This window comes from uncultured Roseibium sp. (assembly GCF_963675095.2).
Lineage (GTDB): Bacteria > Pseudomonadota > Alphaproteobacteria > Rhizobiales > Stappiaceae > Roseibium.
Genome location: NZ_CAXXSJ010000029.1, coordinates 107,088 through 131,599 on the forward strand (window position 1 = coordinate 107,088; position 24,512 = coordinate 131,599).

Annotated in this window: 21 protein-coding genes; 15 read left to right on the forward strand and 6 right to left on the reverse strand. The window is 58.0% G+C overall.

Features of this window, described 5'->3' with window-relative positions; translation table 11 throughout:
* Positions 1–3 precede the first annotated feature (3 nt).
* Genes ABIN98_RS11660 through ABIN98_RS11670 form a run of 3 tightly spaced genes read left to right on the forward strand, consistent with a single transcriptional unit; the run spans position 4 to position 2,870 of the window.
* Positions 4–1,023, forward strand: a complete 1,020-nt coding sequence (locus ABIN98_RS11660; RefSeq protein WP_346910137.1) for a TRAP transporter substrate-binding protein — start codon at positions 4–6, stop codon at positions 1,021–1,023.
* Positions 1,024–1,077: 54 nt separating this feature from the next.
* Positions 1,078–1,593, forward strand: coding sequence for a TRAP transporter small permease subunit (locus tag ABIN98_RS11665; protein WP_346910139.1), 516 nt, complete (start codon positions 1,078–1,080; stop codon positions 1,591–1,593).
* Positions 1,590–2,870, forward strand: a complete 1,281-nt coding sequence (locus ABIN98_RS11670) for a TRAP transporter large permease subunit (protein ID WP_346910141.1) — start codon at positions 1,590–1,592, stop codon at positions 2,868–2,870. Before ABIN98_RS11665 ends, ABIN98_RS11670 begins: the two co-directional genes overlap by 4 nt.
* A gap of 75 nt (positions 2,871–2,945) precedes the next feature.
* On the opposite strand, the gene ABIN98_RS11675 is transcribed toward ABIN98_RS11670, so the two are convergent.
* Together ABIN98_RS11675 and ABIN98_RS11680 are read right to left on the reverse strand one after the other, a co-directional pair.
* On the reverse strand, positions 2,946–3,683 hold the full coding sequence (locus ABIN98_RS11675) for an IclR family transcriptional regulator C-terminal domain-containing protein (protein WP_346910143.1): 738 nt from the start codon (positions 3,681–3,683) through the stop codon (positions 2,946–2,948).
* 94 nt (positions 3,684–3,777) lie between these two features.
* Positions 3,778–4,773, reverse strand: coding sequence for a hypothetical protein (locus ABIN98_RS11680; RefSeq protein WP_346910145.1), 996 nt, complete (start codon positions 4,771–4,773; stop codon positions 3,778–3,780).
* A 596-nt stretch (positions 4,774–5,369) separates the two neighbouring features.
* Here ABIN98_RS11680 and dctP point away from each other — a divergent pair.
* From dctP to ABIN98_RS11700, 4 genes are read left to right on the forward strand one after another with little or no spacing between them, the layout of a single operon-like run.
* Complete coding sequence (gene dctP, locus ABIN98_RS11685; RefSeq protein WP_346910147.1) at positions 5,370–6,350, forward strand: TRAP transporter substrate-binding protein DctP; 981 nt, start codon at positions 5,370–5,372, stop codon at positions 6,348–6,350.
* Positions 6,351–6,410: 60 nt separating this feature from the next.
* Positions 6,411–6,935, forward strand: a complete 525-nt coding sequence (locus tag ABIN98_RS11690; protein ID WP_346910149.1) for a TRAP transporter small permease — start codon at positions 6,411–6,413, stop codon at positions 6,933–6,935.
* The gene (locus ABIN98_RS11695) at positions 6,932–8,248 is read left to right on the forward strand and encodes a TRAP transporter large permease (RefSeq protein ID WP_346910151.1); all 1,317 of its coding nucleotides are present in this window, start codon (positions 6,932–6,934) and stop codon (positions 8,246–8,248) included. The genes ABIN98_RS11690 and ABIN98_RS11695 overlap by 4 nt, the downstream gene beginning before the upstream one ends.
* 37 nt (positions 8,249–8,285) lie before the next feature.
* Positions 8,286–9,734, forward strand: a complete 1,449-nt coding sequence (locus ABIN98_RS11700; RefSeq protein ID WP_346910153.1) for an aldehyde dehydrogenase family protein — start codon at positions 8,286–8,288, stop codon at positions 9,732–9,734.
* Positions 9,735–9,831: 97 nt separating this feature from the next.
* On the opposite strand, the gene ABIN98_RS11705 is transcribed toward ABIN98_RS11700, so the two are convergent.
* Complete coding sequence (locus tag ABIN98_RS11705) at positions 9,832–10,509, reverse strand: GntR family transcriptional regulator (RefSeq protein ID WP_346910155.1); 678 nt, start codon at positions 10,507–10,509, stop codon at positions 9,832–9,834.
* A 161-nt stretch (positions 10,510–10,670) separates the two neighbouring features.
* Between ABIN98_RS11705 and ABIN98_RS11710 the strand changes: the two genes are divergently transcribed.
* The 3 genes from ABIN98_RS11710 to ABIN98_RS11720 all read left to right on the forward strand — a co-directional run bounded on the left by ABIN98_RS11710 (position 10,671) and on the right by ABIN98_RS11720 (position 13,885).
* Entirely contained in the window at positions 10,671–11,654 is a 984-nt protein-coding gene (locus ABIN98_RS11710) for a LacI family DNA-binding transcriptional regulator (RefSeq protein WP_346910157.1), read from the forward strand.
* Positions 11,655–11,819: 165 nt separating this feature from the next.
* Complete coding sequence (gene hisD / locus ABIN98_RS11715) at positions 11,820–13,130, forward strand: histidinol dehydrogenase (RefSeq protein WP_346910158.1); 1,311 nt, start codon at positions 11,820–11,822, stop codon at positions 13,128–13,130.
* Complete coding sequence (locus tag ABIN98_RS11720; RefSeq protein WP_346910160.1) at positions 13,127–13,885, forward strand: SDR family NAD(P)-dependent oxidoreductase; 759 nt, start codon at positions 13,127–13,129, stop codon at positions 13,883–13,885. The genes hisD and ABIN98_RS11720 overlap by 4 nt, the downstream gene beginning before the upstream one ends.
* Before the next feature lie 65 nt (positions 13,886–13,950).
* Here the strand turns inward: ABIN98_RS11720 and ABIN98_RS11725 are convergent, their stop codons facing one another.
* From ABIN98_RS11725 to ABIN98_RS11735, 3 genes are all read right to left on the reverse strand, one after another.
* Entirely contained in the window at positions 13,951–14,808 is an 858-nt protein-coding gene (locus ABIN98_RS11725; RefSeq protein WP_346910161.1) for an SMP-30/gluconolactonase/LRE family protein, read from the reverse strand.
* Positions 14,808–16,412, reverse strand: a complete 1,605-nt coding sequence (locus tag ABIN98_RS11730) for a bifunctional 3-(3-hydroxy-phenyl)propionate/3-hydroxycinnamic acid hydroxylase (protein WP_346910162.1) — start codon at positions 16,410–16,412, stop codon at positions 14,808–14,810. Before ABIN98_RS11730 ends, ABIN98_RS11725 begins: the two co-directional genes overlap by 1 nt.
* Before the next feature lie 236 nt (positions 16,413–16,648).
* Positions 16,649–17,632 (reverse strand): sugar ABC transporter substrate-binding protein, encoded by a 984-nt coding sequence (locus tag ABIN98_RS11735; protein ID WP_346910164.1) that lies wholly within the window; start codon positions 17,630–17,632, stop codon positions 16,649–16,651.
* A 434-nt stretch (positions 17,633–18,066) separates the two neighbouring features.
* Here ABIN98_RS11735 and ABIN98_RS11740 point away from each other — a divergent pair, with 434 nt between their 5' ends.
* From ABIN98_RS11740 to ABIN98_RS11760, 5 genes are all read left to right on the forward strand, one after another.
* Complete coding sequence (locus ABIN98_RS11740) at positions 18,067–19,536, forward strand: sugar ABC transporter ATP-binding protein (protein ID WP_346910165.1); 1,470 nt, start codon at positions 18,067–18,069, stop codon at positions 19,534–19,536.
* A gap of 47 nt (positions 19,537–19,583) precedes the next feature.
* Entirely contained in the window at positions 19,584–20,522 is a 939-nt protein-coding gene (locus ABIN98_RS11745) for an ABC transporter permease (protein WP_346910167.1), read from the forward strand.
* Between the two features lie 104 nt (positions 20,523–20,626).
* Positions 20,627–21,493, forward strand: a complete 867-nt coding sequence (locus ABIN98_RS11750; protein WP_346910169.1) for an ABC transporter permease — start codon at positions 20,627–20,629, stop codon at positions 21,491–21,493.
* A 325-nt stretch (positions 21,494–21,818) separates the two neighbouring features.
* Positions 21,819–22,541, forward strand: a complete 723-nt coding sequence (locus tag ABIN98_RS11755; RefSeq protein ID WP_346910171.1) for a fumarylacetoacetate hydrolase family protein — start codon at positions 21,819–21,821, stop codon at positions 22,539–22,541.
* A gap of 474 nt (positions 22,542–23,015) precedes the next feature.
* Entirely contained in the window at positions 23,016–24,080 is a 1,065-nt protein-coding gene (locus ABIN98_RS11760) for a hypothetical protein (RefSeq protein ID WP_346910173.1), read from the forward strand.
* The last annotated feature ends 432 nt before the right edge of the window (positions 24,081–24,512 follow it).

Here is a 24,512-nt window from a genome sequence, read left to right on the forward strand (position 1 = left end):
TAAATGCTTAAGATTCTAGGGACTACACTTGCCGCATTCGCCATGACCGCCTGGCTTGGCGGCATTCGGGAAGCAGACGCAGCCGATTTCATTCTGAAAATTTCGTCCCCTGCGCCCCTGAGCGACAATGATGCGCTGTCGGCCTGGTTCAGGGCGTTTGAAAATGGACTGGAAGAGCATTCAGACGGCCGGATCGATGTGCAGCTCTACCCGTCGAGCCAACTTGGCCCCATCCCCTCAACGGTAGAGGGTGTGGCGTTGGGTACCATCGAAATGACGGCGCCTATTATCGGCTTTCTGTCCAAGCTCGATCCGCGCTTCCAGGTGCTCGATGCAGCCGGTCTGTTCGATAACGAAGAACATGCGTTGAGGACGCTGTCGGATCCGAGTGTCCGTAAAATGCTTTCAGAGTTTGGAGCGTCGGCAAACGTCGAGCCGCTTGTCGTCCTCACGAGCGGCCAAAGCGTTGTCATCTCACGGTCTCCAATCAACGATCCCGACAAGTTCTCCGGTGTGAAACTGCGTACCGGGGGAGCAACGCCGCTGTTGAACGAACCGATGCAGGCCCTGGGCGCCGCCCCCGTCGCCTTGCCTCTGGGCGAAGCCGCTCCGGCCCTTCAAGTCGGCACCATCGATGCGGCAGCCATCAACATGCCGGTCGCAATCGGGTTCAAATTCGCCGATGTGGCCAAGGAAGCGACGTATCTTCCCGGCAGCTTCACGGTGATCGGCGGGATCGTCAGCAAGGACTTTCTGGCTTTGATCGGACCGGACCTTGAAGCGATCGTACGTGAAGAGGCGGAAAACGCTAAGAAAGCCTACGCTGAAAAGCTCAAGAGCGGCCCGGCGTTTCTTGAGGGCGTTTGGGCCAAGCAGGGAGGACACCTGCACACTTTCGACGCGGAACAGAAAAAGGCTTACACCGACGTAGTCACCGCTGCCGTCGAAAAGGTCGTCTCCGGCAACCCGCAGATGCAAGCCGACTATAACATCCTCAAGGCAGCCGCCGACGCGGCGCGCTGATCAACCTGCCGGCCGGAGGCGCCAGCCTCCGGCAAGAGGTGAAGGGAGAGCGGGATGTTTCGCCTGACCGACCGGATCATGAACGGCATCCTTAAGGTGCTCGGCATGACGTTGATTGCGATGGTGCTTTTGAGCGTCGTCAACGTCATAAGCCGCTACATTTTCGACAAGGCGCTGCTTTGGGCCGATGAAATCGCCGTTCTGGCGATGATCGTGATCGCCTGGCTCGGTCTGATCATTTGTGCGTGGCGCAACATGGAAATTCGAATGGAGATCGTCGTCTCGGCGCTCCCGCTTCCGCTGCAAAACGTGACCAGGGCTGTCCAGCAGGCCACGATCACGGTGTTTTGTTTCTGGGCAACCTGGCTGTCCTTTGGCTACGTCGCCAGGGTTTTCAGGTTCGGCATGACAAGCGACAGCGCCGGTATACCGATCTGGTATTTTCACGCCGCCGTAACCGTCAGTCTGACGGCAGTGGGCCTCATTGCTTTCTCCCGGGTGCTTCAGGCCGTTTTCGCCGGCATCAGGGGATCGGGTCCGAGCAAGCAACCGAAGGGCCTGGAAACATGAGTTTCGCACTTGGCATTTTACCTGCCGGCCTTCTGCTCGCCGGGTTTCCGATCTTCATCGTCCTGTTGGCGGCGTCCATGATCGCGCTCAGCGTCTACATGTCGGTCCCGCTGACGGCGGTTCAGCAGAACCTGTTCGGCTCCATCAACACCGTCGGTCTTCTCGCTATTCCCTATTTCATTTTCGCAGGCGAACTGATGTCCCGTGGAACGGTTTCGGTCCGCCTCGTGAATTTCGTCCGCTCCTTTGTCGGACCTCTGCCCGGCGCCCTCGGCGTGACGACAGTCGGTACAGCAAGCATCTTCGGAGCGATTTCCGGCTCCAGTGCAGCTGCGGTCGCTTCGGTGGGCAAGGTCATGTATCCGGCAATGGATGCTGCAGGCTATCCGAAAACGATTTCCGCGGGGATGATCACTTCGGTGAGTGCGATCGGCATCATTATCCCGCCATCGATTCCGATGATTGTCTACGGAGCGTCTTCAGAGACCTCGATCCCCCGGCTCTATGCCGCAGGTATCCTTCCCGGTTTGCTGCTTGCCGCGATGCTCGCCCTTTACATTGTGATCCGGGCGAGCGGCTCACGCTTCGAGGTCGCCGAACGTCTGTCCTTTTCAAATATCCTGAAGGCGACAGGCAAGGCATTCTGGGCGCTCGGGGCGCCGGTCATTGTCCTTGGTGGCATTTACGGCGGCGTCTTTTCGCCGACCGAGGCGGCTGCGGTCGCCAGTCTCTATGCCATCGTTGTCACCCGCCTGATTTTTCGCGAGCTGACCTGGAAAGATATCCTGGACTGCGCGATGAACACGGCTCTCTTCTCGGCGCAGATCCTGGTGATCGTAGCGACGGCAGGGCTCTTTTCCTGGATCCTTACGGTCAACCAGGTCCCCCAGCACCTCGTCACCTGGATTGCGTCCGCGAATGTTCAGCCCTGGCAGTTTCTACTGATTGTAAACGTCTTGCTGCTCGTTTGGGGATGTGTCATGGAGCCGATGTCGGCCATCCTCCTGCTGACGCCGGTGCTCATCCCGCTCGTTGACGCCCTCGGGATCGACAAGGTCCATTTCGGGATCATCTTGACCCTGAACCTGGCCGTGGGGCTCTTCACTCCGCCATTCGGAATCAACATCTTTGTCGCCCAGTCCGCATTGAAAATGCGAACCATCGATGTTTACCGAGGCGTCTTGCCCTTCCTGCTGGTATTCTTGGCCGCCCTTGTGCTGATCACCTACATTCCGGCGATTTCGATGACGAGCGCAGAGCTGTTCATGCTGGACTAGCGTGTTTTCCGATCACTTTAGGCCATTTGCAGACCAGCATGCGGACGGTAGCGAGCGCAGCGCGTCTCGAGCTTTTCACTGAAACTCGATGAAATTCTCGATCACTTTGGCCTGCGATCTCAAGATTGTATCCAGGCGGCGACCCGTATCCTCCGTCAAATCCGACTGCTTCACGACGAAACTGAGGGACGCGTGGACCGCCAAAGCCTTGAAATTCATGGGAACCGCTATTCCCGCCAGACCTTCATCCACCTCGCCGGATGCCGTTACGACCCCGGCCTTGCGAATGGACTCAAGGTCGGCGCGAAAGTCGTCGGTAATCAATTCGCCTTTGTCGGACAGTCTTCGCAGCAGCTTGTCACGCCTGCGCGGGGACAGGCCCGCCAGAACGGCTTTCGATGTGGCGCCCCGCATGATTGGCATGGGCCGGCCGCGTTCATAGCTCGTCTGTTCACCAAAGCGGGCCGAACGGGCATCGGCAACACACATGACCTTGTCACCGTAAAGCCTGGCGAGCACGACACAGCAGGGGACGCCCGCCTGTTCGACCAGAGGCATCAGGAAAGTTCTGCCGGACCGCACAAGCGGATCGGTTTCTCTCAATTTGTGTTCGAATTCCAGAAAGATCGGTCCAAGCCGATATTGGGAGTCTGCCGCACTTTCCAGAAAGCCTGCAGCGACGAGCTCACGTACGGTGCGGTAAACGTTGCTGGAGGATGTCTGCAATGCCTCAGACATATCCGCCACCGTCCATAGACTGCTCTGATCGAGAAACAGCCGGAGGATATTCTGATATCGGTCAAAACCAGCCACTACCGGCCCCTCTTGCGCGATCGTTCACCCGGCCCCGAATCCGTGTGTTGCCGGACTGGCCCGACCGCGCAGACTACTGCCGCAGATTTTCGCGTCAAACGATTACCTGATAGGCGCATTCGGGTGGAAAAAGATCTTCCGGCGTCAGCAGCCGGGTCGTGACGCCCTGCTCATGGCAATAGCGAAGAAACGCGTTCAAAGTCTTCCGGTTTGCCTCGACGCCGTAAGGCCACACATTCCCGTCCGGAAACAGCAAGTCACTCATCGCGATCATATAGTCAGCTCCCCAGGCGACCGGGAAATAGGACGTTGTAATATCCGTCAAGGCGTTGACCGTTCGGCGCTTGGCCTCGTCAAACGCGTCGACAATATTTCGCAAAATCCAGCGGTTTGCATCGTAGAGTTCCTTGCGGACGACCATCACATGCATGATGGGGAAAATCCCGGTCTCGTCGAAATAGGATTTTTCGGCCGCCTGGACGTCGGTAAAGAGCCGCCGCACCTTTGGATGGCCGGCGAGGAAACTGTCCGGCGGCCGGGCCGAAATGACCGCGTCGATGTCGCCGGTGGCAATCATGTCGCTCAAGCTGCGATCTGCCGCCGTGTGAAGTCTGACGCCCTTGGGCAGGGAGAGCTTCAGCCCCTCCTTCCGTCCCGGGCGGTTGACACCTGCCTGAACCCAATCGATTTCGTGCAGGGGAACATTCGCCTGGTGAACGAGATACCCCTTGGCATAGACGGCCGCGGTTTGGGACCATTGGGCAATGCCCACGCGTTTTCCCCGCAGATCACCTACATGGGCGATACCGGCGTCCGAGTTCACGTAGAAAGCGCTTTGCCGGAACACCCGGGAAGGGAAGACCGGAATCGCCACCATTTCCGGACGCGCACAACCGTCGATGTGGGCGCAATATCCGGCGAAGGAATACTCGGATACATCGAATTCTTTTCCCATGGCAAAACGCAAACCGACCTGCTCGAAAGGATAGGTCAGGATATTGAGATCAATTCCCTCCGGCCGGACGCGGCCGGTTACAAGGTCCCGGGTATGTGCGTAATCGCTGATTGCCATAGTAAGACGTAACGGCATTGAATAGCTCCGTAAATTGACCGGTATCTTTGGTTCCATTGCCGTCAAACCGGGCTGCTCGTCCGGGGCGGCTGCGAACAGTCTGAGCGGCTTAATGCTCTTTCATCAGCCGACCGGCGCCTGGCTGGATCGGATAAGGCCGGGCAAACTGCCTTTCCGCTGCCGGTGTCCCCTACCCCCGGAGCACCGGTCCCAAGCCCGGCGCCGCGCATCATTCGGTCGCTGACGGCTGCCTGTTCCTGCGTGTTTGCTTCCTCCGACTCCGCCCCCGGCTAGGCGCGGCTGCTCTGTCATTGCAGGCAACAATAACGGGATTGTCGGAGAGGCACAATGATTATCCGTTTTTTTATCAAAATATGAAAATATATGAGATTTTAGACAGAGGCCCGAAAGATCGGAAAAAATTCTCTCCATATCCGAATTATCCAATAAAAACAGCCACATTTTCCAAACATTTCCTCGAGGACATGAAACGACAGGGGTAATTCAATCAATATTTTCCCCATTCAGTAATTGACCATTTTATCATTATTAGATAATTCAGAGAAATTATGGATGCCATGGACCGGTGTCTGGTTAGGGAGGAAATCGATCTCATGAAACGCGTATTAGGCTCAGCACTTCTCGCCGCAGGTCTTCTCTGCACAACCGGCGCATTTGCCGAGGAGACGCTGCGAGGCGTCTCCGCATTGCCGAAGAACAACATCGTGACGCAAAGCTTTCTCGACTATGTCGAAATGGTGAATGCGGCCGGGAAGGGTATCGTTCGTATCGATGTCGTCGGCGGACCGGAGGCCTTGCCGGCCAATCAGCAAGACACCGCGCTTCGAAATGGCGTGATCGACATACAAAGCGGACCGGCTGGCTATTATTCCGGCGTCTTGCCGGAAAGCGAGGCTTTTACGGGCGCGACCGTGACTGCGGCCGAAGCAAGGGAAAACGGCGCATTCAACATGATGAAAAAGGCCTGGCGCGATCGCCTGGGGGCGGAGCTGCTGGCCTGGAACGGCGCCGGGATCCGATATTACATCTACCTCGCGACAAAACCCCGCCTCGACGAAGCCGGCAATCTCGACCTCAAAGGCGTGAAGCTGCGGTCGGTCGGCACATACCGCGACTGGTTCGATGCCCTTGGCGCGCAGAATATCATGCTGCAGCAGTCGGAAGTGTTTACCGCGCTTGAGCGGGGCGTTGTCGATGGTTTCGGCTGGATTACCTTTGTGTCGGATATTGGTGTGAACAGCCTTCTCAAGGCACGCATCGGCCCCGCCGTTTGGCAGGGGTCGCCGGTCATCATGATGAATGCCGAACGCTACGATGCCCTGTCGCCGGAAGCACAAAAGATCCTGCAGGACGCGTCCATCGAGTTGGAAGCGAAAATGGCGGCAAAAATGCCGGAGCGGAATGCCCACGAAGCCGAAAGGCTGAAGGCCGACGGCGTGGAACTCGTCGAACTTGAACCCGCCGCCGCCAGGCAGCACGTGAAACTTGCTCAGTCCGTGGTCTGGGACAAGTTGAATGAAGTGGTTCCGGCATTCGCCGCCGAGATCCGCCCCCTGCTTTATCCTGAAAACTGAAAACCCCTATTGCGCAGGTGCCGCCGCATTTTTGCAGCGGCACCGCACTAAGGATCAGACATGCAGAAAATCATTCTCGGTTCTGCGTGGGCCGGCTTCATCCGCGTCCTGTTTGGCTGCGGCGCGGCCTGCCTGCTGCTGATTGTTGCGGTCACCATTTGGGATGTCGCCGCCAGAAATGCGGGATTTTATGCGCCGATCTGGCTGAGCACGTTCGTCGAGTTCGCACTGCCCGTCTGCACGATGTTCGCAGCGCCCTATCTCGTCCGCCAGCGCGCACATGTCGCGATGGAGCTAATCGATGGTGCGCTTAATGACAGCGCAAAACGGCTGCTCGTTTTCCTAACCGACATTGCCGCCGCAGGCGTCTCGCTCTTGGTGGCTTGTTACGCATGGATCGGCGGCTATGACAGCTGGAGCCGCAGCGAAGTCGTGGTTCTTGCAATCGACGTGCCCCGCTGGATCCTTTACGCGGTTCTGGCAACGGGCCTCCTGTTGTGTGCGATCGAATTTATCCGCCACGCCGTCCTTGCTGTGCGGGCTCTGGCGTTCGCTCACCGACCCGATGCCGGAGGAAGATCATGATGCCCTGGTATCAGGCCTTTCTGATGATGATCGGCGTGATCCTTGCGCTGATGGCGTTACGGATCCCGGTGGCTTTTGCGTTTCTGATCGTGAATGTCATTGGCGTGTCCATTTTCATGGGGGGCCATTTTGGGCTGGTGCAGCTCGCCGCCAATGCCTCCGAGGCTCTTGCCAATTATTCCCTGGTGCCGATCCCGCTTTTCATCCTGATGGGCGAACTGTTTTTTCACACCGGCGTCGCCCAGAGGGTATTCGTCGTCGTGGATCAATTGCTGGGAAGCGTTCGCGGGCGGCTTGCCTATGTCTCAATCGGCGGCGGAACAATATTCAGCGCCCTGTCAGGCTCAAGCCTGGGCAACGTGGCCATGATGGGGTCGACGATGTATCCGGAGATGCACAGGAAGGGTTACTCCGACACATTGTCCATCGGCCCGATCATTGCGACCGGCGGCCTGGCCGCCATCATTCCGCCCTCGGGCCTCGCCGTCGTCCTTGGAAGCCTGGCCGGGATGGATGTCGGGAGGTTGCTGCTTGCCGGACTGGTACCCGGACTGCTTCTCGCCTTTTCCTTTGCGGCTCTGGTTTTCGTGATCTCGTTTCTGCGCCCGGAAGCCGCGCCGCAATATGAGACCGCCCAAATCTCCTTTGCGGAGAAACTGTCCCTGATCGCGGTCAATCTCGTGCCGATGGCTCTCGTCATCATCGTTGTGATGGGGCTCATCATTTTCGGCATCGCCACGCCGACGGAAGCCGCCGCTTTCGGAGTCGTTTCCGTCATGCTGGTCGCCGCATTGTTCCGCCAGCTAACCGCCAAGGCGATCGTCCAGGCCGCTTCGAGCGCCATGAAGATCAGCGGCATGATCTTCATGATCATTCTGGCATCGACGACGTTCAGCCAGATCCTGTCCCTCTCCGGGGCGACACGCGGACTGGTGGATTGGGTTCAATCGGTCGATTTCAGCCTGACGGCCGTATTAGCGACGATGGCCCTGGTTCTGATCGTGCTCGGTGCGTTTCTTGAGCCCGTCGGCATCATGATGCTGACCATCCCGGTGTTCATGCCCCTGGTACAGAGTTATGGCGTGGATCCGCTTTGGATGGGGGTCTTCATCCTCATCTTCATCGAACTGGGGCTTGCCACACCGCCATTCGGTCTCGCGCTTTACGTGATGCTGGCGTCGGCACCTGGAAAGTCCATCATCGACTTGACCCGCGCCGTTGCTCCTTATCTCGCCTGTTCTCTGCTGTTGGTCGTGCTGATTACCCTGGTCCCGGACATCGTCCTGTTCCTGCCCTCGCTGGCAGCGCGCTGAGCCTCTTTTTCCAACTTCAACTCAATTCGGGTGCGTCATGATGAAATCTATCAAGGGTCGAATGCTAATTGGCGGCGAGCTTGTCGAAAGCGTCAGCGGCCGGTGGAAAGACTGTATCAATCCCGCAGACGAAACCGTCATCGGTGCGGCACCGGTGGGAACACGCGAAGACGTCAGCCGCGCTGTCGATGCGGCTCAGGCCGCATGGCCGGCCTGGTTTGAAACCGATGCAAGCGAGCGGGCCGACATCCTTCTCAAATTCGGAGAGAAGCTGTCGGAACGTTTCGAGGAACTGGCGAAAATCGAGGTGATCGATAGCGGAAACACGCTGAAGCCGACACTTCACGCGATGGACGAGATCTCCAAGACGATCAAGTTCTATGCCGGGATCGCGCCGATGATCCGCGGCGAAACCATTCCCGCTTCGACCCGGCACATGCACATGACGGTGTTGGAGCCCTATGGTGTCGTCGGCCGGATCGCAGCCTATAATCATCCGGCCCTGTTTTCTGTTGCAAGAACGGTCGCTGCCCTGGCTGCGGGCAATGCCATTGTTGTCAAACCGCCGGAGACCTCTCCCCTGTCCGTTCTTGTGCTTGGAGAGGTCGCGCGGGAAACCCTGCCGGCAGGGGTGTTCAACATCGTCAACGGCCCGGGTTCCGAAGTCGGCGACGCCCTGGTCCGTCATCCGGAAGTCAAACGTCTCGCTCTGATCGGCTCCGTTGTGACCGGGCGCGCGATTCAACGCGCGGCCGCGGACGTCGCCGTCAAGCACATTACCCTGGAACTCGGCGGCAAGAACCCGATGATCATCTTCCCCGATGCCGATCCGGAGAAGGCTGCGACAAGTGCCGTCAAGGGCATGAATTTTTCCTGGCAGGGTCAGTCCTGCGGCTCGAACTCCCGCGTCCTTGTGCACCGGGATATCTACGAGGACGTGCTGGCGCGTATTACTGCAAAGGTTTCAGCACTGCGCCTTGGTGATCCGTTGTCCCTTGAGACCGACATGGGGCCGATCAACAACGCCAGGAGCTATGCGCATGTCACAAGCTTCCTCGATCGGGATCAGACATCGGGCGCACGGACGATGACCGGAGGCAAACGCCCCGGCGGCCCTGAATTCGCAAAGGGGTACTGGGTCGAGCCGACCGTGTTCGCCGATGTATCACCGTCCATGCGGGTTTGGCGCGAAGAGGTTTTCGGGCCCATCATGGCAGTTGCCCCCTGGGACGATTACGAAACCATGGTCGGCGAGGCGAACGATACAACCTACGGGCTTTCGGCCGCCATCTGGACGAATGACATCACCGTCGCGATGAAGACGGCCAGACGTTTGCGCGCAGGCAGCATCTTTATCAATGGCTCAAACACGCATTTCGTCGGCATGCCTTGGGGCGGCTTCAGGGACAGCGGGATCGAGCGGGAAGAAGGCGTCGAGGAAATCCGAAGCTATCTGGAGACCAAGGCAATCAACATCATGCTTTGACCGGCGCGGCGCGCAAACAAGGCGGAGGCCGTTCCCATGGAAAAGAGCGGGCCGACCTCCGCTGGCGATCCGTTCGCGGACGCTCGTTTCCAGGGGGTTATGGTTGCGAGAGTTTGTCGGACGACAACAGGATTTCCGTCGTCCTCCTAATGTGTTCGGCCATCAGCTTTCGCGCCAACGGTATATCCTTGGCCATGACGGCATCGAAAATCGCCTTGTGTTCCGCATTCACATCGCGTTCCGTCCGGGCAAGGGAAACGGATAACCGGCGATACCGTTCGCTCTGGTTAAACAGCATCTTCCGAATTCTCAGGAGCCACGGGCTCATGCAGTTGGTGACCAGCGCCTCGTGAAACACGGAGTGAGCGTCCAGCCAGGCCGGGTTGGCAACCCGGCGGTTTTCCGGATCGCGTTCCGGCAGATTTGCCAGGCGGTGGTACGCCGCCACGAGCTTCGTCTCGGAATCGAGATCGGCGTGTTTGATCGAGTTCTCCAGGCACTCGCCTTCAACGAGAACACGCGTTTCCGTGATATCTGCCAGGTCCTCAACGGAGACTTTCGGAACAGTATAGCCTTTTTGCGCCGTGGCCACTGCCATTTCCTCCGCGGCAAGCCGGGCAAGCGCCTCCCTTACGGCGCCGAGGCTGATCTTCAGGTCAGCTGCAATTTCATTGATGCGAAGACGTTTCCCGGGCTCAAGACGGCCTGTGAGGATTTCATCCTTGATCTGCTGATACGCCGCTTCCGTTTGCGTACCGCCGGCCGGTTTGGTCATGGAAAAATCCTTTATCAATGAAGAAATATATTTATCAGGCCGATTCCAACCTTTCAAGGGATCGAACGCAGCCCAACAGCGATGAAAAAATCACGTTCCTCTCGGTTGAATGAAATTGAAAATTATTGCAATAATTTCATTTGGTCGACAGGAAACAGTTTGTGCCCGAAATTACTGCAAAAGACATCGCTCATGCCGCCGGGGTTTCGCAGGCGGCGGTTTCCCGCGCCTTTAATCCGGCAGCTTCCATAAAGCAGAAAAAGCGGGAGATGATCCTGAAGGTGGCCCGTGAGATGGGGTACGAGCCTCCGGCATTGAGATCCCTGACCGAAGCGGGAACCGGCGCGATCGCGCTGATTGCCGCTGACCTCGACAACCCGTTTTACCCGGTTGCCGCGGACACACTGGCAAAGGCTCTTTTCCGGCGCGGACGGCACCTGATCCTTTACACGGTTCCGCAAGGCCAGACCGTTGACGACGTTTTACGGAATGTCCTGAAGTTCAAACCCGAGGCGGCAATCGTCGCATCGGCAACCTTATCGTCGTCCGTCGTGGCCGCCTGCCGGCGCCAGGGCATGCCCATCATACTTTTCAACCGCACGCAGCACGACCCGAATGCAACGGCTGTGGTCTGTGACAACTATGCCGGCGGCCGCATGATCGCCCGCCGCTTCCTGGAGCAGGGCCGTAGCCGGATTGCCGTTATCGGCGGTGTGCAGGACACCTCAACCCATCGGGAGCGCCTGCGGGGGTTCAGCGACGCACTTGCCGAAGCCGGCGTATCCGTATTCGCGCAAACTAGCGGTTATTTCTCTTATCAGGGCGGGCAGAGCGCGGCACTGGAACTGCTCCGCCGGCCACAGCGTCCCGATGCGATCTTCGCCGCGAACGATGTTATGGCGCTGGCGACGATCGATGTCGCCAGGACCCTCGGCCTGTCAGTTCCGGACGAACTTGCCATCATTGGCTTTGACGATATTCCGATGGCGAGCTGGGAATCTTACCGGCTGACCACCGTTCGCCAACCAACCGAACGCATGGTGACCGATGCGCTCGAGCTTATCGACGCGCAGCTCTCGGATCGTTCAATCGAAGGCACCGTCAGAACCTCCCCGGTGCGGCTGATACCGCGCGACAGCGGTTAGCTGTCCCTTTTGATCTGCTGCCTGTGCGATCCGTCCCGATGCCGAATACGGCTTTCGCCAGGTTGGGTCCGTCTCAATAAAGAATGAAAAAATTTCAATTTTTCATATTTTATTGCATTGATTTTCATTCGCGTTAGCTTGGTCGGCAGGACAAGGAGACGCCACATGACTATTGCCTATTTGAAGCGCGGCAAATCGGAACTGGAACGCTCGCAGGACGACGAGAAAACCCGCGCGGTTGTTGAAACAACATTGAAGGATATTGAAGCGCGCGGGGATGCTGCCGTAAGGGAACTGTCCGAGAAGTTCGACAAGTTCAGCCCCCCGTCCTTCCGCCTGTCGCAAAGCGAGATTGACGCTCTGATGAATCGTGTCTCCGCGCGCGATATGGAGGACATCAAGTTCGCGCAAACCCAGGTGCGCAATTTTGCCCAGGCTCAGCGCGACTCCATGCTGGACATCGAAATCGAAACCATGCCCGGCGTCATTCTGGGCCACAAAAACATCCCAGTGCAGTCGGTCGGCTGTTACGTTCCGGGCGGCAAGTTTCCGATGGTCGCGTCTGCGCATATGTCCGTTGCAACCGCGACGGTGGCAGGTGTACCGCGCATCGCTGCCGCCACGCCGCCCTTTAAAGGCGAACCCAACCCTGCGGTGATCGCCGCCATGCATCTGGGCGGCGCCCACGAGATTTATGTCCTCGGCGGCATACAGGCGATTGGCGCCATGGCCATCGGTACGGAATCCATTGATCCGGTGCATATGCTCGTCGGCCCGGGCAACGCCTTTGTCGCCGAAGCCAAACGTCAGCTTTTCGGGCGCGTTGGCATAGACCTGTTTGCCGGTCCCACCGAAACCATGGTCATCGCCGATGAGACCGTGGACGCGGAAATGTGTGCCACGGATCTGCTGGGCCAGGCCGAGCACGGCTACAATTCGCCGGCCGTCCTGGTCACCAATTCCGAGAAGCTCGCCAAGGACACGCTGGCGGAAATCGACCGTATTCTGCAGATCCTGCCGACCCGGGAAACCGCATCGAAGAGTTGGGAAAACTACGGCGAAGTCATCGTCTGCGACACCTATGAGGAAATGCTCCAGGTGGCCAATGACATTGCATCCGAGCATGTCCAGGTCATGACCGATCGCGACGACTGGTTCCTGGAAAACATGACCTGTTACGGCGCCTTGTTCCTCGGCCCGCGCACAAATGTCGCCAACGGCGACAAGGTGATCGGCACCAATCATACCCTCCCGACCAAGAAAGCCGGCCGGTATACCGGAGGCCTGTGGGTCGGCAAATATCTCAAGACCCACAGCTATCAGAAGGTGACCACCGACGAGGCCGCCGCAAAGATGGGCGAATATTGCTCGCGGCTGTGCATGCTGGAGGGTTTCGTCGGCCATGCCGAACAGGCCAATCTGCGCGTGCGCCGCTATGGCGGCCGCAACATCCCCTACGGCACGGCCGCGGAATGAGCGTTTCACGGACTTTCCGCCTCGATGGCAAGCGCGCGCTTGTCACCGGGGCGGGCCGCGGCATAGGCCGGGCTATCGCCGAGGCCTTTGCCGAATGCGGAGCAGAGGTCGTTCTTTGCGCCCGTACCCGAAGTGAAATCGAAGAAGCCGCCGACTTTCTCAGGGCCAGGGGACTGGCGGCGACCGCCCAGGTTTGCGACGTCATGGACGTTGCGGGCTTTTCGAACCTGATCGAAAACGAGGCTCCCTTCGACATCCTGGTCAACAACGCCGGCACCAACCGGCCCAAGCCGCTCAGCGAGGTCACGGAAGAAGACTACGACGCCGTCATGAACCTCAATGTGCGCGCCGTCTATTTCGCCACGAAGGCGGTCGCCAAATCGATGATCGTCGCGGGACGCGGCGGCTCGATCATGACCCTGTCTTCCCAGATGGGCCATGTCGGTGCCGCCAACCGGACAATCTATTGTGCGTCGAAATGGGCGATCGAAGGCTTTACCAAGGCGCTCGCATGTGAGCTCGGTCCGCACAAGATCCGCGTCAACACGATCTGTCCGACCTTCATCGAGACCCCGATGACGAAGCCATATTTTGAGGATGAAACCTTCAAGAACTCGGTCCTGTCGAAGATCAAGCTGGGACGCATCGGCCAGGTGTCCGATGTCACCGGAGCGGCCGTATTCCTGGCGTCCGACGCCTCCGGTCTGATGACCGGCAGCGCGGTGATGCTGGATGGGGGCTGGACGGCGGAATAACAACAAGGCAACCGGAACACCGCTTTGGGACGGCTTTCAGGCAAAGGCCGTGAGTTCCTTTGAACTTACGGCCGCCCTGCCCCCGCCACACCCGGCCGCAACCGGTAAATCTCCCCGAAACGCTTGATGTGGTCCGGATCGGATTTATCGATCGCGGCCAAGCATAAATAGAGATCCTTGCGATCTTCTCCGCCAAAGACGCATGCGATGGGATTCTTTCCCGGAAATTCCAGCCGCTCGATGACCTTTCCCTCCGGCGAAAGGCGGACAAAGGCATGCTCAAACAGCAGCGGCACCCAAAGGCAGCCGGCATCATCCATACACAGACCATCCGGCGATCCCGGCAACACGGCATGAACGCTGCGGTTGGTCAATCCGCCATCGGCGGCGATCTCGAATTTGAGGATCGACTTGCCGAACGTCTCGCAGACATAGAGTGTCTTTCCATCCGGCGCGATCACCATGCCGTTGGGAAAGAACAGGTCTGGTGCGGCGACCTTGAAGCCGTGGTCGGGATGATGGGCGAAGATCTTGCCGGTGCGCACCGGTTCGTCCTGGCCGAAGAGGAAGCCGGTGTCACCGACCCAGCCCCATCCGTCCGGTCCCAGGATCATGTCATTGAGAAAGCCGGTCGAATTGGCACCGATATCGTGAATAACGGACGCTTTGCCCGTTTCCGGATCGACCGACAGGATCTGCCGCCCCGCGCCGGTCGCCAGACAGATCCGGCCACCGGCGTCGAAATCCATGCCCGAAGGCCGCCCGTCAATTTCTGCAACCTGATGAACCGCGCCGCTTTCGCTAATCGAAACCAGCCTGAAATTCCAGACATCGGAAATCCATAGCCTGCCATTTCTCCATCGCGGGGCCTCCGGCCACGCGAGGCCGGAGGCAAAAGCTTCCAGCCGTCCCGAACCGGGCATCAGGCGATCTCCATTTCATGCGGAATGAAATGCAGCCGGCCCAGCAGTTCGTCGACCAGCAAGCCCAGATCTTCAAGCTTCGGCACACCGCCAAAGACGTAGAAGTCGGGCCGGTGGATGATCGCCTCGATGCTGTTGGCGGCAAAATAGTCCGTATAGGTGCCGTCGACATCGACAACGTCCGCCGGGCCGGATCCGGCAACATGTACGAAATGAACCCCGAGCCGCTCCAGTGCCGCCTTTTGCTCCGGCGAAAGCACTGACGATGGATCTGCCTTTGTGCTGATGACCACAAACTTGGTGCTCGGATAGAATTCGTCGAACAGCTCACGCCGGCCGTCCTTTTCCACCACGGCCTGAAGACCAAGCGTTCCAGCCAAGCCTGAAGGTTTGCCATCGCCGCCGAGCGCAAGAACGCCGGATTCCAGCTTTGGAAAGTCCGGCATGGGCGGCATCCAGCCGTCGCGGAATTTCTGATCGCGAATCCGCGCTTCTTCCAGATCGAGGGTACAAGGCACCTTGCCCGCTTCCAGGGAGATGAGCGTCCAGTCCCTGGTGTGCGGCGAACGCTCTTGTTCATAGGTTTCCAGCAGCCCTTCATCGGCCACCCCGCGTCCGACCAGATCCAGTTTCCAGGCCAGGTTCTTGGCGTCCCGCATGCCCGAACACATGCCCTGCCCCATGAAAGGCGGTGTGGTATGAGCCGCGTCGCCCATCAGAAAAACGCGTCCGCGCCGCCATTCGAGCGCATGGCGCGCCTCGAATGTATAGACGAGCTGGCGAACGATCTCGACATCATCGGGGGTAATTCCCCGTTCCGCCAACAGTTCCCACGCCTTTTCCGGCTTTTCCATATTCGCCGGATTCTCGCCTGGCAGCAGCGCCCATTCCCAGCGTCGATGCCGTTTGCCGAGCGGCAACACGGTGACAGGCCGGCGCGGATCACAGATCTGACCGCAGTCGAACTCGAAGCTGATATCCCGCTTCTTGCGTGCATCCACAACAAGCCATTTCTCGTTAAAGAACAGATCCTCGCGTTCTATTCCCAGGTGATTGCGCATGCCGCTGTTGGCCCCGTCGGCGGCCACAATATAGAGACCTGTGATGACCTGCTTTTCATTGGTCGAAACCGGGCGGGGATTGCCGGCCTGAAGCCGCGTCTTCGCAATCGTCAGGGTGACCTTGTCGCCGTCATCTTTGAAATCCTGGGCTTCGAATTCGAGAAACTGTGTGACGTTCGGGTCGTCGTCGAGACGCTTGCTGATCGCGTTTTCGAAGACGGGCTGGAACTGCATGTAGTCGGAATTGTATCCCGATATGCCTTTTTCCCCCCAGTCGAACTCCAGAAGGAGTTCCCCGTCGGCATTGACCCAGACATATTCGGTTGTCGGATAGCTGTCGGCGAGCATTTCCTTGGCGCAATCAATCGATTGCAGCAGGCGGACAATTTCATGATCGAGGTGTCCGGCCCTCGGCAGACCATAAAGATCGCGATGCTTTTCGACGATCGCGACACTCAATCCGAGTTGCGATGCAGTCGCTGCCATCGTGAGCCCGACCGGGCCACGGCCGATGATGATAATATCAAAAACCTTAGGTTTCATATGTTCCTCCCATCGGCCAGATCTGTCTGGCATCGTCTTTTGGAAAAAAATGCTGTCGCAAAACCGAAGAGGCTTCTTCGACGCCGGCCGGGCCTGAAACCTGGCGGCGAAATGAATCGAAGTAGCCTCTTCGGACGGGCGGCCGAAACGGCTGCGGGAAAACCGGTCACCTTCTTCAGAGCCGGAAGAAAAACGCCGGCAATGAACGCCGGCGTTTTCCCGTCACCGGTCAGAACTCAGTAGGAGCACGCTTCGGCGTACTGATCGGCGTTTTCGGTGCTGATGATTTTGTGGTCTTCATAATATTTTGCGTCGACGCTTTCGCCCGCCAGCACGGCCCTGGCAACATCGGCCGCCCGTTCCGCGGAAGCGACCGGGAGCATCAGAACCGTAGCGGCCATAGCGCCGCGCTGCAGGTTTCTCATTCCCGGCGCCTGGCAATTGCCTCCAACGACGGTCAGTTCCCCCTTGCCTCCGCCCAGGGAGACACCGGCCGTCCGCGCAGCTTGTATCGCCGAATTCGCCAGCGTGTCATTCATACCGTAGATGCCGTCGATCCCGCCTTGAGCGGCAAAACGCGCAAGTAGCTGGCCGGCTGCCTGCTCTCCGGCAACCGGATTCCAGCTGACGTCCTCGATCGCGACGATTTCAGCGTCCGGTAATTTGTCCTTCAGGGCATCGGTGAAACCCTGCATCCGAACGGGTGCGATACCTTCAGCCATCGAACCGGTTATCGCGGCGACCTTGCCATTTTCCTTGCCAGCCTCGCGTAATGCCTGTGCCATCGCGACACCGGCCTGCTGCCCGAGCACATAGGAATTCTCGCCGATATAGCTGGCTGAAAGCGGAACCATGGCCCCTTGGGGTTCCGATACGATCGTCACAACCGGAATATTGGCGTCATGCGCGCGGGTCGCCGCCGGCACGATCGCCTTCTGACTGATGGGCTGAATGACAAGAAGGTCGAATTTCTGCCCTACGGCGTCATCGATCTGCCGTGCCTGCAGGGCCGGATCGAAGGGGCTGGAGAAAACGCTGACCGAAAACGCGTTCTCGCTCGCCTTCTTTTCAAAGGCCTGCGCCCAGGTCCCGATAAAGGCGTCCTGTGTCGGCCCGACCAGCAGCGCGACACGTCCTTCGGCAAGAGCCGGCACGCTTGTGAACGACAATCCGGCCACCAGCAGGCCGGCGGCGGCAAGCATCTTCTTCAATTTCGTCATCTTGTTCCTCCCTTGATTGGAAAACCGGCGAATGCGGCGCCTCCCCAAAGAACACCTCTCCCTGATGCTCCTGGCGCCGGTCGGTTTCGGAATGAAGGGGAAGCTAGCATAAGATTTTTTATTCTAAAATATATTTTTTATGATAATATCAATTTTAGAATTGAAGATAGAATTCTGTTTGTCCGGGCCGACGGGAGCGGATCGGGACCAAAGCAAAAGGGAGGAAAAAGAATGCCTTGCCGTTCATCGGAGGGAATAAGCCGGTTTGACCTTGAGCCCGAACCCGGCCGGAAAGCGGGTTCCGCAGGCGCCGCAAAATACCGGCAGCCCAGGCGACACACAGCGGCATGGAGGCGCCGATGATCGCCGCGACTGCAGCCTTGAATGAAATGCAAACGCCGGCAGTGCCACCCAAAGTCCTGAATGCCCGAAATTTGAGTAAGCGTTTCGGACACATTCAGGCACTGGAGAATGCGGCCATCGAACTCGAGGCCGGCGAGATCCGCGCGGTCTGCGGGGAAAACGGTGCCGGCAAGAGTACGCTGGTCAAAATCCTGACCGGCATTCTCCAGTCCGACACGGGAAACATCGAAATAGACGGTCGCGCCGTCCACATCAAAAGTCCGAGAGACTCACAGGAAGTCGGCCTCAATCTGGTTTCTCAAGAGCTCAGCATCTGCCCCGATCTGTCGGTCCTGGACAACATCTGGCTGGGGTCGATCGAAGTGCCGATGTTCCACCGCAAGAAGGCGTTTCGCAACCGGGCGCGGAAAACGCTGGAGATGCTCGGCGCGGCGCATATCGATCTGGACCAGCCGGCGGCGAAGCTGAGCACGGGCGAACGGCAGATCGTCGAGATCGCAAGAATGCTCGGGCGCGACACGCGGATACTTATTCTCGACGAACCCACCGCAACACTTTCCGACTCCGAAATCGAGCGGGTCATGCAGGCCTTGAAGGCACTGAAACGGGAAGGTCACGCGATCCTCTATATCACCCACCGGCTGTCAGAGGTTTTCGAGATCTGCGACACCGTCACCGTGATGCGCAATGGTCGCGAAGTCCTGGCGGCAAACGTCTCCGATCTCGACCGGAAGGCATTGATCGAAGCAATGCTCGGCAGACCGTTCGAGGAAATGTACCCCACGCACAAGCCGGCTTCCGGTGAAGCGGCGGCACTACGGATTGCCAATCTGAATATCCCTGGGGCTGTCGACAAGCTGAACCTGGTTGTGCCGCGCGGCCAAATCGTCTGCCTGACAGGACAGGTCGGGTCCGGGGCCGAAGACGTGGTGCACGCTGTCGCCGGAATGCTTGTCGAAGCCGAAGGAGACATTTCGGTCAACGGCCGCCGCCTTCAGCCCGGGTTTCCGGAAAAGGCAAAGAAACTCGGGATCCGTTTCGTTTCGGGCGACCGGGCGGAAGAAGGGATTTTCATCGGATTGAGTGTCACCGACAATCTGGTGGCGACCCGCCTGGATGCACGCGGCCTTGCCGGTGTGCTGTCGCCGGGGGCGCTTAAAAAAGAAGCCGCCCGGCTGGCCGAGAAAATCAGGTTCGACCGGAGGCGCCTCGCTTCGGTTGCGTCCACCTTGAGCGGTGGCAATCAGCAGAAGCTCGCTTTCGGCCGTTGCATAGACCATGGCAAGCCCGGGGTCATCGTGATGATTGAACCGACCCGCGGCATAGACGTCGGCGCGCGGGCGGAAATCTATCAGCTCATGCGCGATTTCTGCGATCAGGGCTACGGGCTGCTCATCGCATCTACCGACTTTTCCGAGGTTCTGGGCATCGGCGACCGGATCGTCACCCTCTATCGGGGAAAAGTCGTTCAAACCTATCACGCAGGGCAAGTCACCATGCCCCAGATCGTCGCCGACGTAACCCATCCGGTGATGTCATGACAGATAACACACAGGCGCCAAATGCCTTGCAATCGGATCCCGGCAGAATGACTAGCCAACTCGACTGGCTCTGGCCTTCCCCTTCTACCTTGTTTCGCTGGTGCATTGTCGTGGCACTTGCCGTCTTCGCGGTCACCACCCCCGGCTTTTTGTCACCGACAAGCCTCCGGTCGCTGCTGTCGACAGCGTCTCTGGTGGGGTGCGTTGCCGTCGGCATGACATTTGTCACCATGAGCGGCAACATCATGTCGTTCAGTCTTGGCGCGAGCCTTTCCGCAACGACCGTCGTTTTCGTTTGGCTCCTGCCTTATGGCGCGGCGGCCGCCGTGACCGGTGCCTTGTTGTTCGGTGCCGGCATCAATGCGGTGCAGGGGCTTGTCATTGGCTATTTTCGGGCCAATCCCATCATCGTCAGCATGGCGGCCTTCGCACTGATCCTTGGCGTGTTCACCATGCTGACGGGTGGGCGGGGCATCTACATCACGACCAACGACGCCGAAATCTTCAATACCAATTTCAGCTTCGTGCCGGGACCGCTGATGGCCTTTGCCGCCTGTGCCCTCGTCGGACAGGCGATCCTGCGGTTTACCCGCTTCGGTCGCCAGGTTTTCCTGCTCGGCAGCAATCCGCGCGCGGCGCTGGCAGCGGGAATGGAACCATGGCGTACTGTCACATGGGCCTACGCTCTTGCCGGCCTGTTTACCACCGTAACCGCCGTTTTGATCGCCTCCCGCTACGGTTCGGGCGACCTTCAGCACGGAACGGGTTTTGAATACCAGGCAATCAGTGCCGTTCTGGTCGGCGGAACTGCCATCCAGGGCGGAAACGGGTCGGTGCTGCGTACCTTCATCGGAACGATGCTGATCGCCATTTTTAAGGCGGTTCTGATCCTGCGCGGGTTTTCGATCGAACTTCAGCAACTGCTCATCGGCGTCGTCGTACTTCTCGTCATCATGCTGCAGTGGCGCGCGGGAGATTTAAAATGAGCGCATTTTTGAAAAACAGAAATGCCCGGGCATTTCTGCTTCTTGCTGTCATCGCGTTGGCGCTTGGCATTTTGGGTGGTCCGCAGATTTTCAGCGGAAGAACGATGTTCAGCATTCTGCAGCAGTTCGCGGTTCTGGGGCCGGTCGCCCTGGCGCTGGGACTGACGATGGTGATCCGTCACTTCGATCTTTCGGTTGCGGGCATGCTGGGTCTCGCAGGCTGCATAGCCGTGCTCTGCGGGGCCGGAAATCCTCTTTTCGGGATCGCGCTGGCCGTCGGATTCGGAGCCGTTTTCGGAGCGCTTCAAGGCGCGATCATAACGACATTGCGCCTGAGTTCGATCGGAGTGACGCTCGGCGGCCTGCTGATCCTGAACGGTCTCGCCTATGTGATCACCGGAAATCGGGAACTGGGCTACCCGCGTCCCGATGTGGCTCAATTTATCGATGCCACCCTTGGCGATGTCCTTTCGTTTCGCGCCCTTGTGGCCATTGCCATCTTCGCCGTCATTGGCCTTGTGATGTCGCGGACCCGCCTGGGCCGGGACATTATCGCCTCGGGCAGCGATCCGGCGGCTGCGGCTATCGCCGGTGTCCCGGTGAAATCGATCACCATACTGGTGATGACCTTTTCCGGGGCGGCTGCGGCGCTTGCCGGCGGCTTGCTCAGTTTCAGCCTGACGACTGCATCCCCTACCGCGCTTGCCGATGTTCTGGTACCGGCAGCGGCCGCCGCGATCATTGGCGGAGTATCCCTTTCCGGCGGGCGCGGACACCCGATTGGTATTGCAGGCGGCGTTCTGGTTCTTTGTCTTCTGCGGTCGGGTCTCTCGGCCCTGAACGTCGAACCGTATGTTCACGGCATCACCGTTGGCTTCGTGCTTGCCATGGTCGGGCTTCTCGACAGCACTGACCTTGAACGGCGTCTCATAAACCTGCGGCGTGCCTTTGCGCGCCCCCGGCCGTCCTAGACGAACGGAAATTCGCAACAGCCCGACGGTGCACCAGTGCCGCAAAGGATATACCGGCCGGGGTTTATCTTCCGACCGGAAACCGGCGGAACACTACAAAACAAAAAAATATATTTATTATTTACAAATATATTTTTAGATCTAATATGCCGCCATCGAGTTTCGAAAGACATAAGGAGACGCAAAGGTGAGGTTCGTACGTTTTTTGCTAAATGGGGAAGAAGGCCTTGCCTTGGACAACAAGGGCGAACTGGTCGGCTTTACGGCTTCCGATCCTCGCTACACCTGCAATCTGGACAGGGCGATTGCCGAGGGATCAGACGGATTGAAGCGCCTGGCGGACGCCTTGTCGAAAGGCGGTCGTATCGGAGGCGATATTCAATATCTGCCGCCGTTCGCCGCCTCCGGGAAAATTATCTGCGTTGGTCTTAACTATCGCGAGCATTCGGCGGAATCGGGCTATGAGCAGCCGACGTACCCCACGGTCTTCGCGCGCTTCACAAGCAGCCTCATCGGCCATCAGGCGGCGATTGTCCGCCCGGACATGTCCGATACGCTCGATTTCGAAGGTGAGCTTGTCGCGGTCATCGGTAAGAGCTGCTTCAAAGTCGACAGGCAGGATGCCTTCGATTATGTCGCCGGTTATTCGATCTTCAACGATGGGTCCGTCAGGGAATATCAGCATTTGACGCCCCAGTGGACTGTCGGCAAGAACTTCGACGCCACCGGCGGTTTCGGCCCAGCCTTCGTTACTGCGGACGAACTTCCCGAAGGCTGCCTCGGGCTGACGCTCGAAACCAGGCTCAACGGCAACGTGGTGCAACGCGCCAGGATTGACGACATGGTGTTCGGTGTCGCCGACCTTGTTTCACTTCTCAGCGCAAGCATGACCCTTGAACCCGGTGACCTGATTGTAACGGGAACTCCGTCCGGCGTAGGCGCTTCCCGCAAACCTCCGCTTTATATGCGCCCCGGCGATGTATGCGAGGTGGAGATCGAGGGGATTGGAACGCTAGTTAATCCAATTTCCGGTGAGACGGTCGCCTGAAACTCGGGCCTTTAATGGAATTCGGCAGGAGAAAACGTAGCCGCGGAGACAATTTCCTCCAGGGTTGATTGCTTCACAGAATTTCCGATCCCCTGCCTCCTGAACATTAAGGCGGATCACTTCAATCGGGGGATCGCTAAGCCTCCAAGTTCCGAGAGAACAATCGGAGGCGATAGCATATGTTCGGTAGGTGTGGGGATCGGCGGTAGCGGTCCTCCGCTACCATTTTCCTGAAAATTTTTTGCAGTGACATCTCGTTCTTTACGAGTGCGTCTACGCGTGGGTAGTCCGTGAGTTTAACGGTGCTGCATTCGCATAGTCGACATTGTGAAACATTTCCGGAAAATTGCGGTTGCTGCCATTGGTTTCAGATGCGGCGAAAACCCACTTCGAGCCCAAAGCGGAAGTTGTGTAGTCCTCCATTTGCCTCGCGGATTTAACTGCAATTTAAGCGGGTTGCAATCTATTGGCGAAATGTTTGACAGATTGCTGAGCGCGAATTCAAAACTCTTCAACGTCCTCCTGGCCGTATCGGGGGCGGGGTCTCTGATTGCCTACGTTCTGTTGTATTTCTTCGTGCTCAGTCCGTTCTCTTGGTTTGTGTGGATCTTTCTGGCCTTGCCTGCCCTTCTATTGCTCTGGGCTCCGCCGCTGTTTTTTACACTTGTTGTGTATTGGCTGGTATCAAGGCCGTTTATACTTCTGCCTCGCTGGGCTCGCAGGATCATCGGCTTGCTTCTGACACTCATCCTCCTAAATGCGATCCCGCAGTGGGTTAGATTTCATTTTGAAGAACAGTCGCGTGACTTCGTGTCCGGTGATAATCCACATCAGCCACGACCCGTTAAACCGGAAATCCTGGCATTGGTGGTGGCCAGCCGAAGTGATGCTGAAGTCAGCAGCCTTCACGGTTGTGGGGATTTTTGTCTGCGGGTTCTTCTGAACGACATTGCAGACGGTGTTGCACTATTCACAACGCGCTTACTTCCGGAAACTCCCAATCTTTCCTCGACCGGAACGCTCTATCGACTGGTCCGGCAAGAGGATTGTCCCGAGGTTCGAATTTCCGAGGCACGCTGGATCCAAATCAGGGGCGAGCCACGGCGGAACCGTATCAAGAACGAAGAATTGGCAAAGCGCGCGGCGAATGAAGGATTTTGTATCGTCACAAAGGAAGTCACTCTGTCCGAGGCCGACGTCGTCATTAGTAATGGCTTGGTGAAGCAGGGCCTGGAGAATTCGGAAGTCGGTTTCAGCCTGCTTGCAGACACGATTTCAGCAAAGCGGACCCAACTGCACGTGAGAACAAACGGCATTCTGCACGAAGCATACCGTGTCACAGATGTGACCGCTCAATTGCCCACGACTCCCCTTCTTTTGGCATTCAACATGGATGAGGTGACTTACGGGTACAGATGGAAGCCGGGCTTCCTTCGTGCCGAAACGAAATTGGCGGGGGCCCGCAACCCCGGCCTCAGCAAGTTCCTGACCACCACGCTCGGGCTAGATTTGCGGCTGCACGAACTCAATCGGCCTTAGTATGAAATCTAAATTGCCATACTTCAAAATTTGGTTCCAGACGAGGTTAAACTAATTCTACAATTGGCTGGACGTCCGTTTTGTCCGCATAGCCGCCGATCAGTGTTGCAAAGCGCAACGTCTGCTTCGGTGCTGTGAAAGTTGCCACCTCTCAAAGACGGTGCTCAGCAAAACAGTTAGCATTAGCGGCTGTTTTCCGCCAAATAATGACAAGGTGGCAATTCATTGTTCCAGGCTGGAGTTAGTTGCCTCCTTGAATTTGCGCGATGGTTGATTTCATTGAGCAATTTCAGATAGCATAAACAGCGCCACCGCAGACTGCCCCATTTGTGCCAAATGAAGTTGCGCGCCCATTTTGGCCTGACCCCGCCACAACCGGCAGAAAACCGCCAATTACCGGATAATCCCGGATAGTCCCGCTTAAGCCCTTAA